At 53.1% G+C, this 11,123-nt stretch carries 12 protein-coding genes; 8 read left to right on the top strand and 4 right to left on the bottom strand.

Annotated features, from left to right (window positions below):
* Positions 1-26 precede the first annotated feature (26 nt).
* A complete protein-coding gene (locus RO22_RS18205) occupies positions 27-983 on the bottom strand; it encodes a calcium/sodium antiporter (RefSeq protein WP_009287904.1) in 957 nt (318 codons plus the stop codon).
* 369 nt (positions 984-1,352) lie between these two features.
* Here RO22_RS18205 and RO22_RS18210 point away from each other — a divergent pair, with 369 nt between their 5' ends.
* The 3 genes from RO22_RS18210 (at position 1,353) to RO22_RS18220 (ending at position 3,115) form a co-directional block, all read left to right on the top strand.
* A complete protein-coding gene (locus RO22_RS18210) occupies positions 1,353-1,559 on the top strand; it encodes a cold-shock protein (protein ID WP_007111857.1) in 207 nt (68 codons plus the stop codon).
* Positions 1,560-1,826: 267 nt separating this feature from the next.
* Positions 1,827-2,558 (top strand): metal-binding protein ZinT, encoded by a 732-nt coding sequence (locus RO22_RS18215; protein WP_041158984.1) that lies wholly within the window; start codon positions 1,827-1,829, stop codon positions 2,556-2,558.
* A gap of 158 nt (positions 2,559-2,716) precedes the next feature.
* Positions 2,717-3,115, top strand: coding sequence for a lysozyme inhibitor LprI family protein (locus RO22_RS18220; RefSeq protein WP_027958212.1), 399 nt, complete (start codon positions 2,717-2,719; stop codon positions 3,113-3,115).
* Positions 3,116-3,163: 48 nt separating this feature from the next.
* Here the strand turns inward: RO22_RS18220 and RO22_RS18225 are convergent, their stop codons facing one another.
* Positions 3,164-3,970 carry a LuxR family transcriptional regulator gene (locus tag RO22_RS18225; RefSeq protein ID WP_223828037.1) on the bottom strand — a complete coding sequence of 269 codons (807 nt, stop codon included), beginning with the start codon at positions 3,968-3,970 and terminating at the stop codon, positions 3,164-3,166.
* A 260-nt stretch (positions 3,971-4,230) separates the two neighbouring features.
* On the opposite strand from RO22_RS18225, the gene RO22_RS18230 reads away from it, so the two are divergent.
* The 4 genes from RO22_RS18230 to RO22_RS18245 all read left to right on the top strand — a co-directional run bounded on the left by RO22_RS18230 (position 4,231) and on the right by RO22_RS18245 (position 7,913).
* On the top strand, positions 4,231-5,607 hold the full coding sequence (locus RO22_RS18230) for an APC family permease (protein ID WP_039859977.1): 1,377 nt from the start codon (positions 4,231-4,233) through the stop codon (positions 5,605-5,607).
* A gap of 13 nt (positions 5,608-5,620) precedes the next feature.
* Positions 5,621-6,508 (top strand): carbon-nitrogen hydrolase family protein, encoded by an 888-nt coding sequence (locus RO22_RS18235; RefSeq protein WP_009287906.1) that lies wholly within the window; start codon positions 5,621-5,623, stop codon positions 6,506-6,508.
* A gap of 577 nt (positions 6,509-7,085) precedes the next feature.
* Positions 7,086-7,436, top strand: coding sequence for a VOC family protein (locus RO22_RS18240; protein ID WP_027958216.1), 351 nt, complete (start codon positions 7,086-7,088; stop codon positions 7,434-7,436).
* A gap of 105 nt (positions 7,437-7,541) precedes the next feature.
* The gene (locus RO22_RS18245) at positions 7,542-7,913 is read left to right on the top strand and encodes a hypothetical protein (RefSeq protein ID WP_041158985.1); all 372 of its coding nucleotides are present in this window, start codon (positions 7,542-7,544) and stop codon (positions 7,911-7,913) included.
* 225 nt (positions 7,914-8,138) lie between these two features.
* On the opposite strand, the gene RO22_RS18250 is transcribed toward RO22_RS18245, so the two are convergent.
* The gene (locus tag RO22_RS18250) at positions 8,139-8,873 is read right to left on the bottom strand and encodes an SDR family NAD(P)-dependent oxidoreductase (RefSeq protein ID WP_039859979.1); all 735 of its coding nucleotides are present in this window, start codon (positions 8,871-8,873) and stop codon (positions 8,139-8,141) included.
* 93 nt (positions 8,874-8,966) lie between these two features.
* Here RO22_RS18250 and RO22_RS18255 point away from each other — a divergent pair, with 93 nt between their 5' ends.
* Positions 8,967-9,332, top strand: coding sequence for a winged helix-turn-helix transcriptional regulator (locus tag RO22_RS18255; RefSeq protein ID WP_039859982.1), 366 nt, complete (start codon positions 8,967-8,969; stop codon positions 9,330-9,332).
* Positions 9,333-10,383: 1,051 nt separating this feature from the next.
* On the opposite strand, the gene RO22_RS18265 is transcribed toward RO22_RS18255, so the two are convergent.
* Positions 10,384-11,123, bottom strand: a 740-nt coding sequence (locus RO22_RS18265; protein WP_041158987.1) for an HAD-IC family P-type ATPase, incomplete at its 5' end; no start/stop codon positions are given.

The following is an 11,123-nucleotide window of genomic DNA, read 5'->3' on the forward strand; positions in this document are numbered from 1 at the left end:
TCAGCGCAATCAATGATTAGGCCATCTCAAAAAATCGTAAAGCTTAACGCTATATAAGCGGCATAGCCTGCAAGCAGTGCGGCTCCCTCCCAGCGAGACAGGCGCATACCGGTATACAAAAACAGCACCAGTATGCCAGCAGCTCCCAGCATTACCCACTGGTCAAACAGGGCCACGCGTGGCGCAAGGGGCAGCGGCTGTAAAAACGCAGAGATACCCAGGATACCTAACAGGTTGAAAATATTGCTACCCAGAATATTTCCGATGGCAACATCCGCATGACGTCGTAACGCTGCAACCACCGACACGGCCATCTCCGGCAGTGAGGTGCCAACGGCGACGATGGTTAAACCGATGACTGCTTCGGAAATGCCCATGGCCTGGGCCAACCCAATGGCGCCATATAAGAGTAGCTGTGACCCACCAATCAGCATGCCCAAGCCAATCACTAACGCTACGACGATCATCCAGCCTGTAGTGGGTAGTTTGGTCATCTCCTCCGCTTCTGAAGCGTGCATTTCCGCCGCGGGAATGTGCTGACGGCTTTCACTTAAGTAGGCCCAAACAAGATAGCCGACCAGGCCCGCTATAAAAATTGCTGCATCGATGCGACCCAGTGCGCCGCCGAAGGAGAGTCCAATAAACAGCAGGCTGGCCAACACCACGACCAGCCCATCCCGGCGCAGTGCTAAAGGCTGAACCACCATTGGGCAAATAACCGCGCATAGGCCTAGAATCAATAAGATATTGCCGATATTGCTGCCCACGATGTTGCCAACCGCAATGTCAGGCTGCTGGTTAATCGCGGCATCAATCGAGACGACAAGTTCAGGGGCCGAGGTGCCAAAACCAACCACCACCAACCCTGTTAACAGTGGCGAGACGCCGACTCTTCGCGCACCCGCCACCGCGCCGCGGATAAGCGACTCCCCTCCAAGTGTCAAAAGGGCGATACCCGCCAATAAACTAAGTCCGTATAGCATGTTGAAACCTCTTCCAGAATGCTCACCAGGCCGCGAATGAAGCGGGTTTTAGCGAGCAAGCAAAGCGCGCCAGGCGGTCGGATTAGTAGTGCCTGGCTCATTGGCAAGATTAAGGCTATTTTTGCGAATTTGCGCGGTTTTTAAACGGCTATAAGAGGCAGAACAACAAATTAAAAAGCACAAAGGCTTTGACCTGCGACTGCCCACGTGGCAGGATGTCGGCAGTTAGTAAGTTAGCAAGCAAGCATGGTTCCAGAAACATTCGAATTCTTTCGGTAGTCTGTAATTGTATTCCTTGTTCTACTCACTATTTATCTGGGTAATACCAGGATTTCTACAATTCGCGACTTGCGAAAAGGATTTAATATCATGGCAACTGGCACAGTTAAGTGGTTCAACGATTCTAAAGGTTTCGGTTTCATTGCTCCTTCTGACGGCAGCGATGACGTTTTTGCTCATTTTTCTGAAATTCAGTCTGATGGCTTCAAAACTCTGCCTGAAGGCGCTAACGTCTCTTTTGACGTTACCCAAGGTCAGAAAGGCCTTCAAGCTTCAAACATTAAGCTGCTTTCTTAATCCTAGCGATTATTTAAGTTCTCGAATCGTTTAGATTCGATGATCGGGCCCCGCTTAGGCGGGGCCCGATGCGTTTGTGCCTGCCAAAAAATATTTTCCATTAAGCACAGCTGCGCCTGTTATTAGATCAGCAAAAGCTCTGCGATCAATCCCTTAGCTTTATAGGTGTTTATTCGCGTAATGTAAAAAACGAGCTTGATTGGTTGGTATGTTATATTGTATCTTTTTTGGCGACTTGTTTCACGAGCAGCCAAAGGAAAACTGAATATGACACCATTGCCACTTAAGGCCGCCAGCGCGCTTGTATTGAGTGCACTGATACTAACGGGCGTTCAAGGCGTTAGCGCCAGCGATCATGACCATGAGCATGATCACGACCATACTCATAACGACCACGACCACGACCACGACCACGACCACGACCACGACCACGACCACGACCACGACCACGACCACGACCACGATAGCGATATCTATTCGGGCTATTTTGATGACGACCAGGTTGAGGATCGCACGCTATCTGACTGGGAGGGTGATTGGCAGTCCGTTTATCCCTACCTACAAGATGGCACCCTTGACGAAGTGTTTGCGCATAAAGCAGACAATGGTGACAAGTCCGCCGAAGAGTATAAAGCGTATTACGATACCGGTTATCAAACGGATGTAGAGCGTATCGTTATTGATGGAAGCGACGTCACTTTCTTTGAAAATGGCCAAGAGCGCACGGGTGAATACCAATACGATGGCTATGAAATTTTAACTTACCAAGCCGGTAACCGGGGTGTGCGGTTCATCTACGCGCTTGAAGAAGCATCCGATGATCTACCCCAATACATCCAATTTAGTGACCACAGTATTTACCCCACCGATGCGCATCACTTCCATCTCTATTGGGGCGATGACCGTGAGGCGCTGTTAGAAGAAGTTACCAACTGGCCGACTTATTACCCATACGAGTTGAGCGGTGAAGAGATTGTCGAAGAAATGATTGCGCACTAGCGGTTACCGCCTAAGCGAAAAACATCTTTTGATGTGTACCTAGAAAGCGCTGGCCGAGATGCCAGCGCTTTGCTTTATTAGTACAGGGTAAATACAGCTTCGTGGACATGTTCTAACTTTTTCCGGTTCGGATTTAACCAGCATCAAGAGGTGTCACTATGCGCTTATCGTCTCTCTTTCTGAGTGTCGGGTTTTTGCTATCAAATAGCTTTGCTACCGCGGATGATTCGTGTGCTAGCGCCAATACGCAAACCGAGCTAAACCAGTGCACGGCGCAGGCCTATCAAGCGGCGGATGACGAGCTCAACGCGGTTTACCAAACCGTTGTTAGCCGTCTGGAGGACAATTCAGCGTCACTCGAAAAGCTCAGAGCGGCGCAGCGGGCGTGGATCGGCTTTCGTGATGCTGAGTGCGCGTTTGAAAGTAGTGCTGTGGAAGGCGGTAGCGCCCAACCCATGGTGCGTAACGGCTGTCTGGAAACGCTGACAGCGGAACGTACCGAGCAACTGCGTGAGCATGCTAGTTGTGAAGAGGGCGATCTCAGCTGCTCTCGGTAAACGGCGGTCAAGCGCTAGAATGCAAACCGTTGCCCCGAGGTAAAGGTGTCATCCGTGCTCGGTCAGCCGAGCGAACAGCGGCATAAGCAGCGCGAACAGCTCCGCCTGGGAGGAGATGCAGCACTTGGCGTAGAGTTGGCGGCGGAAGACCTTAACTGTCTGAAGGCTGACGCCCAGGTGTAGGCTGATCGATAGGGATGAGTGGCCTCTTAGAATAAACAGCGCCACCTCTGCCTGGCGCGGGCTTAGCCGGATGCTGTGTTGCTGATTCAGCGTCTCTCTCAGACGTTCCTCTAAAGGGGCTGGTGCCGCTTTCATCACATCGTCAGAGCGGTAATCTTGCCAGTGTTTTTTCAGCAACGAGCTGAGGGTTAACTCGTACTGTTGCAGAACCTCAAGCTCACGCCTGTTAAAGGGCTTACCACTGGAACGATCCCTACCGAAACAAGCGGTTATCGTATCACTCTCAGTGATATTGGCGAAAACCGCTACCTCGTCTAGTAGTGTGGTCTGCTGGTAGTAATTCTTATAGTAATGCGTGCGTCGAAAGTGATCGGGCGCTATATCCCTCAATCGGCGTATACCCTGAACACCGCCTCTGAGGTGCTCGCGGTAAAACGGATCCAGCAGGTAATCTCCCCCTAGATATTGGCTATCCATCGGTAGATAAACGACAGGGTCGGTGTATTCCCGATAGAGCACCGCTGGCCGGTGTTCGCCGTGATAAGCGATGATGATCAAGTTATCGAATGCCGCTAGACGTTTCACCAATGTGGAGAAGTGTTGAGGCAACGCAGGGGTCGCCAACGCCATGAGGGTATTGGCCAGTACTTCGTCAATTTCGCTATGAGTCACCAATTCCACATCCGCAGGCCCATACCACGCTGGGGTTATATACGATCCGATGAGCTGCCAATACCGTTCTAGATAGGTTGGCTACTAGGCATCTCAGTCTAGCTGGACAGCTGCAACGCTAGCAACTGAGGGTTATTAGCCGATCATTAACGGTAGCAAGCTGGTCTAGCCTCGGCGGCTGGCTTGATAAACCACCTCTTCGTTTTGTGCCGACTCAGCGATTGCCCGCTGTCGGTTCCAACGTTTCCTGGAGATGGATCATGACGGATAACAATATCAAACTGGAAAGAACCCTATCCCTAAAAGCCGTGGTGTTGTTTGGCCTTGCCTACATGACGCCATTGATCGTGCTGGGCACTTTCGGTGTGATTGCCAGCACTAGCAATGGCGCCGTACCCACTGCTTACCTCATCACTACCGTCGCCATGCTATTCACGGCATACAGCTACGGCATTATGGCGCGTACTTATCCGGTAGCCGGGTCTGCCTATACTTACGCACGCAGAGCCATCGACTCGCGTGTTGGCTTTATGGTGGGGTGGAGCGTGCTGCTGGACTATTTCTTCCTGCCCATGGTGATCTGGTTGATCGGTGCTGCTTACTTGAACGCGCGTTTTCCTGAAGTGCCGAGCTGGATATTCCTGCTCGGCTTCATCGGTATCACCACCTTCTTGAATATCTACGGCATCAAGCTTGCTTCCAAAGTGAATTCGTTGCTGATGGTCTTCCAAATACTGGTGATCGCGTTCTTCGTACTGCTTTCAATTCGTCACGTATTTGCGACCGGTGGCACTGATTCGCTTTTTAGCCTGGGGCCGTTCTTGGGTGAAGAGGCTGGTTTCACCGCGATTGCCGCGGGCGCAGCGGTGGCCGCTTACTCTTTCCTTGGTTTCGATGCCGTTACCACGCTGACCGAGGAGACCATCGAGCCAAAGCGTAATATTCCCAGAGCCATCATGCTGACTGCACTGATCGGTGGCGGTATCTACGTGCTGGTAGGTTACACAACTCAACTGGTTCACCCAGGTGGCAGTTTCGTAAATGCCGACTCCGCTGCCTTTGAAATTGCCACGACCATCGGTGCGGATCTCTTCGGGGCTATCTTTCTGGCCGGTATGGTGCTTGCCCAATTCACGTCTGGCCTAGCCGCCCAAGCGAGTGCCTCTCGGCTGCTGTTTGCCATGGGGCGGGACGCGGTACTGCCGCCTAAGCTGTTCGGTGCGCTGCACTCGCGTTTCCATACGCCTGTATTCAATATTGTGTTAACGGGTGCCATTGGCATCATCGCTTTGTTTCTCGATGTATTATCTGCCGCCTCGTTCATCAACTTCGGTGCCTTCATCGCCTTTACGATGGTTAACCTGTCAGTGATCTTTTTGGTGAGCAAAGATGCCGATGCAAAGCGCCAGTATGGTGTGATTAGAGGGATGCTGGTGCCGCTCATCGGTGCCCTGGTTAACCTTTGGCTGATGAGTAAGCTGGATATCAACGCCTTTATTCTTGGGCTGATCTGGCTTTCCATTGGTCTCGCCCAGCTGGCCTACCTTACTCGATTCTTCCGTCGCGAACCGCCGGAAGTGGCCTTTGATGAATCCGAGCCCGAGTCAGCGCCCACCTCAGTAAAAGCGACCCTTTAAACGGAGATCTACCATGTCCAGAAATTTGCCTGTCCTTGTGGTGCAGGAGGCCTCGCGGCCGCACGGCATTGACTCCGAACTGCTGGACTTCGAGGCCGAGCTGGCGGTACACCTGAGTGACTTCGGTGCTGATTTTGAACAGCCAAGGATGGTGGTTTATCCGGAGCTTCATCTATGCGGTGCCACCGGTACGCCTCAGCAGCGCAGGGAGCAACTGGAAGCTGCTGCTGAACCGATCGATGGCCCCCGTGACCAGCACTTATCACGTATCGCCCGCAACCTGGGAGTATGGCTGCTGCCCGGCACAGTATGCGAGCGGGGAGAGGACGGGCATCTGTACAACACCGCGCCGGTGTATTCGCCCGAAGGTGAGCGAGTGGCCGCCTACCGTAAGTGTTTCCCCTGGCGGCCTTACGAGCCCTATCAGCCGGGAGATCGCTTTGAAGTGTTCGAAGTGCCGGGCATAGGCCGGGTCGGCCTGGCCATCTGCTACGACATCTGGTTTCCCGAGATGGTGCGTCAACTGGCGTGGCTGGGGGCGGAGGTGATCATCAACCAAGTGGCCACCACCACCTGCGACCGCGCTCAGGAGCAAATCCTTGTGCAGGCCAATGCTATTTTCAACCAGGTGTATATGGTGAGCGCTAATTCAGCCGCGCCTGCGGGGGAAGGTCAGAGTCTGATCGTCGACCCCGAAGGCCGCATCCGCGCGAGGATGTCCGGCGCTACCCCAGGCATTCTTACTGATGTACTCAACCTGGAGGAGGTTGAGCGGGTGCGTACCTTCGGCACTGCAGGCTTGAACCGCATGTGGTCTCAGTTCCGAGACGATGACCTAGTGCTGGAATTACCCATGTATGAAGGCCGCATTGATCCACGTAAGTGGAGGGGAAAGCGGTAAGCAGCCGACCACCAATCTCTCCAACCCCGCGTTATCCCCATCCCGTGCAACTATGCCATCACCCAGGTGATGGCTATTGCCTGCAATCAGTTAATTGCTGAGATAGCTGAGCAGCTAACCCGCCCAGCGTTAACGTTACTTCTTCCCGCATCTGCGTCTGAATATCCCAACCCGTTTGCGTCCTCGCAAGGGCAACGAATGGGCGCGGATATCGCGTTTACTGAGAGCTTTTTTTATCCCTAGCAGCTCCTGCTTAACTGACAGCGTCGGCGTTGAAAGCCGAAACTTAAGATCATCAGCTGTCCTAAGCACACTGTGCTAATCTGGATTGGGTAGGTGGATCAGTTAAAGCAGTAAGACAGGTAACCGCCCAAGGCGGAGGTGCCGGGCAATGCAGCAGTCGCGCGAATCTTGGATATTTTTCCTAATAAAAATTAGCAACCATGTCTATCAATGACTTAGAGTGGATTTTGTAGGCTGCATTTGTCGGATAAACGTGCCGGCACGTTTATCCAATCATAGGGTGGGCAGTCTAATACCTGTTAGAGCGAGTTGAGTTCAACCTTTTGGAGCCAGAATGATAGTAAAACGCATAGTCTCCAATATCGCGGCAGCTAGCCCATCAGAAGCAGAGAGGTTCTATGCGGACATCTTTGGGCTCAAGGTTGTGATGGATCATGGGTGGATAAGGACCTATAGCTCGGGCGAGGAAATGACCACTCAGGTAAGCGTGGCGTCGGAAGGTGGCTCTGGCACGCCAGTCCCTGATCTCTCTATAGAAGTCGATAACTTGGAGGTTGCTTTGGAGAGAGTGACAGGCGGAAATATTGCAATAGAGTACGGACCAGTAAGTGAGCCATGGGGTGTCCGCCGGTTTTATGTACGAGATCCATTCGGGAAGCTCATTAATGTCTTACAGCACGAGTAATCCTCAAGGATTCTCTAACAATGCACGTCACTTGGATGCCCTTGTCTCCGCTTCGCTGCGCCAAGGCCACCGGTGCGCTCTGCGTTATGTGATTCAAGGAGTATCATGCTTGAGCTGATAGCTTATAACATACGGATTCATAGGCTTCTTAAACGCTTAGCAAAGCAACGCGTAGGAATGGTTTTGCAGCCTGGTAATGTGTGGGTTATAGAGTATGCAGTTGAAGACAATGAAGAGACGGACGCGCTTCTTAAAACTTGCTACATGCGCGGCTGGGTTGAGCCTCTTCAGAATTCCGTGCCAAAGGGAAAGTTGGGGAATGATGGCTCATTACCGGATGGCCCTATGTTTAGTTCCTCTGGGCCAATTTGGAAGCTAACCGATTCCGGTTGGGGGGCAATCCAGCGCCGCCATCAACTTAGTATTTTGGCGCTGCTCGCAACTATTCTTGGGGGCTTCATTGCAGTCATCACATAACAATGCCAAGCACGGCGACGGCTTTTTCATCCCGGCTTCGCCTCCATTACAAAGCCGCGAGTGTTGGCGGCATTATGTGTAAGGGAAACCAAAATTAAAGGGGTCAGATCGATTTTATTTTGATCAATGTAAATGGGGCAGGTTGATTTGTTTTTAACCAAGCTGACTGATTTAAAATCTATCTGACCCCTTTTGGTTCATTGCCCCCCGTTCTTCGCCTAGCCCCTAAACTTGCGCGTAGCCCCCGTCAACGAACACCTCGCTCCCCGTCATAAAGCTGCTATCGTCGGACGCCAGGAACGCGACCGCGCCTGCGGTTTCTTTGGGATCGCCCAGACGCTCAAGCGGTACGGTCCGTTTCATCTCGCTCAGGGCTTCGGATGGGAGCAGTTCCGTCAGCTTGTCTGTTTTGGTCGGGCCAGGAGACATGACGTTCACGCGAATGCCGGTGCCCCTGAGATCATGGGCCCAACTGCGTGCCAGGTTTCGGACGGCCGCCTTGGAGGCGCTGTAGATGCTCATCGCGGGGGTGCCCATGCTGCCGACCGTGGAACCGGTGAGGATGATGGAGCCGCCGTTCGTCATCAGAGGAAGGGCCTTCTGGACGGTGAAGAGGGTGCCTTTGACGTTGATGTCGAAGATGTAGTCGTAGTGCTCCTCGGTGATCTGTCCCAGGCTGGCGAATTCGCCGACGCCCGCGTTGGCTACCAGTACGTCCAGGTGTCCTTTTTCTTTCTGGATCGTTTCGAAGACGCGGTCGAGATCCTCTAGCTTTGTCACATCCGCCTGGACGCCCTGGGCGCTGGATCCCAGTGCCTCAGCCGCGTTGTCGAGGACGTCCTGGCGCCGTCCGGCGATAAAGACGAAGGCGCCTTCGTCGATGAGGCGTTGGGCCGAGGCCAGGCCGATGCCGCTGGCTCCGCCTGTGATCAGTGCGATTTTACCGTTTAGCCGGCTCATGGTTGGGTCTCCGTGTGTATTGACTCGGTTCGCTTTTACGGTATATACCCACTTACAAATGTTCAAGTATGCACCTTTTGGTAAGTATCCGTTATGGCGAAAGAAAACTCAGAAAACCCACGTTTCATTTGCGGCCTGCATGCGACGCTGCACGTGATCTCCGGGAAGTGGAAGCCTTTGATTCTGTTCTTTTTAAACAAGGGCCCGACGCGTTACGGCGAGCTCAAGCGAAGCGTCCGAGGCGTGAGCGACAAAATGTTGATCCAGCAGTTGAAGGAGCTGGAGTCCGACGGCATCGTCCAGCGAACCGACTATGGGGAGATCCCGCTGCGCGTCGACTACTCGCTGACGCCCTTCGGGGCAAGTCTGGTGCGGGCCATGGAGCCGCTTTGCGGCTGGGGCGAGGAGAACGAAGAGAGCATCGCCGCAGCGATGGAGCACCGGAAAACTAGCCGGTAGGAAGCGAAGCCGGTTGGTGGACAGGCACCCAATCATGCCATCCGGCGAGTCCTCCGGGTAAACCTGCACATTCAGTGTTCTGGTTCGTAGCGCCATGGGTTCTGTTGGTGCAAAGTATCAAGGAGTCGGCATCCGGTATCGGGTGCCAAAACAATGGGTGAACGGGCCCATAACCAGGCGGTCAACCGGACACCATATCCCTTGCGGGCCCGGTTGACCACCGCGCGCGAGGCGTTGATGCTTGCTTCCTTCGACCTGGTCTTGCTAGACCGCACCCTGCCGGACGGGGATGGGCTGTCCCTCGTTCCTGCGATACGTGCGAGCAGTCCTGGCCTTCCATCTGGCTACGCTGATGGTCTCGTTCGCCATCCTTCTTGCTGTGACAATCCGCATCGACAGTGGTGGCCCGTACGTCGATGAGCAGATCACTCCGGTCATTGCCCGCGCCATAATACGCCAAGACGATGGCCAACTTGCCGCCCGTATGACGCGGAGCTGGCAGAATTGCGCGAGACGACAGACGACTTATGGTTCGTTTTCGAGGATGACGCTGGTAGAAGTGTCACATTTGGGCAGGGCGAGTGGCCGCCTACCGAAAGTGCTTCCCCTGGCGGCATTACGAGCCTTATCAACCAAGAGATCGCTTTGAAGTATTCTAGGTGCCGGGGTGGATGTGATGATTATTAAGTCGTAGAAAGGCCAACGTGCGGGAGATAAGGTGGAATGAAAACGAGGCTCACGAATAAAGGGTGAAGATTCTTGAGTCAGACCAGATTTTTTCTGTTTTTACACGGCCAGGACCCAAAGCGGCCATTCGTTACTTTAACTCTGTAAAGCAAAGTTAATTAAGGCTCAAAATTATTATGTCAGCTGCTTGATAGGCCTTAAAATTTTTACCGTGCAGTTCATCAGTTTGGGTTGTCCATGATGTCATGACAAGCAACCCATTTGAGGAAAATGTTGAGATCAAAATGTTCTGGCTAGTGCACTGTGGATAATACCCACAGTGCACGCCTGCGCGATTTATCTCCGATTTAGTCACTTAGATATTTTACTTAATAGCTATCATCCTAAGTCGTAAAGCATTGCCGATAACGCTTACTGAAGAGAGTGACATCGCTGCTGCAGCAATTATTGGCGATAACAGAATGCCGGTGAAGGGGTACAAGATTCCAGCAGCAATGGGAATACCCGCCGCATTGTAGGCAAAAGCAAAAAACAGATTTTGGCGGATATTGCGCATGGTGGCTTTTGAAAGCTGGTGTGCCGTGGCAATACCGGTAAGATCCCCACGCAGTAGGGTAATTCCAGCACTTTCTATCGCCACATCGGTGCCGGTTCCCATGGCAATGCCGACATCTGCTGTTGCCAGCGCGGGGGCATCATTCACGCCGTCGCCGGCCATGACAACAATGCGCCCTTCATCGCGGAGACGCTGAATCACCCGGCCCTTGTCTTCTGGAAGTACTTCAGCTTCGACCTCATCAATGCCTAGCCGACGCGCCACAGCTTCTGCGGAGGTACGATTATCGCCTGTCAGCATCACCACTCGAATACCGTCAGCCTGTAGTGAGCGGATGGCTTCTTCGGTGGTTTCCTTGACCGGATCGGCAATGGCGAGAAGACCAGCCAAATTCCCGTCGATGCTCGCAAAGATGACTGTAGCACCGTCACTGCGCAATTGATCGGCATGTGTGTCTTGAGACTGGGTGTTAACGCCTTCGCTTTCCATCAAGAGCCGATTGCCCAGGGCAATACGCTTGCCATCTATCTGGCCTATAACGCCCATGC

The sequence above is a fragment of the Halomonas sp. KHS3 genome, assembly GCF_000830495.1.
Lineage (GTDB): Bacteria > Pseudomonadota > Gammaproteobacteria > Pseudomonadales > Halomonadaceae > Vreelandella > Vreelandella titanicae.

Coding starts and splice junctions, on each gene's coding strand:
- RO22_RS18240 (WP_027958216.1), top strand. CDS start 7,086: ATGATAGTAAAACGCATAGTCTCCAATATCGCGGCAGCTAGCCCATCA.
- RO22_RS18230 (WP_039859977.1), top strand. CDS start 4,231: ATGACGGATAACAATATCAAACTGGAAAGAACCCTATCCCTAAAAGCC.
- RO22_RS18215 (WP_041158984.1), top strand. CDS start 1,827: ATGACACCATTGCCACTTAAGGCCGCCAGCGCGCTTGTATTGAGTGCA.
- RO22_RS18210 (WP_007111857.1), top strand. CDS start 1,353: ATGGCAACTGGCACAGTTAAGTGGTTCAACGATTCTAAAGGTTTCGGT.
- RO22_RS18250 (WP_039859979.1), bottom strand. CDS start 8,873: ATGAGCCGGCTAAACGGTAAAATCGCACTGATCACAGGCGGAGCCAGC.
- RO22_RS18205 (WP_009287904.1), bottom strand. CDS start 983: ATGCTATACGGACTTAGTTTATTGGCGGGTATCGCCCTTTTGACACTT.
- RO22_RS18245 (WP_041158985.1), top strand. CDS start 7,542: ATGCTTGAGCTGATAGCTTATAACATACGGATTCATAGGCTTCTTAAA.
- RO22_RS18255 (WP_039859982.1), top strand. CDS start 8,967: ATGGCGAAAGAAAACTCAGAAAACCCACGTTTCATTTGCGGCCTGCAT.
- RO22_RS18220 (WP_027958212.1), top strand. CDS start 2,717: ATGCGCTTATCGTCTCTCTTTCTGAGTGTCGGGTTTTTGCTATCAAAT.
- RO22_RS18235 (WP_009287906.1), top strand. CDS start 5,621: ATGTCCAGAAATTTGCCTGTCCTTGTGGTGCAGGAGGCCTCGCGGCCG.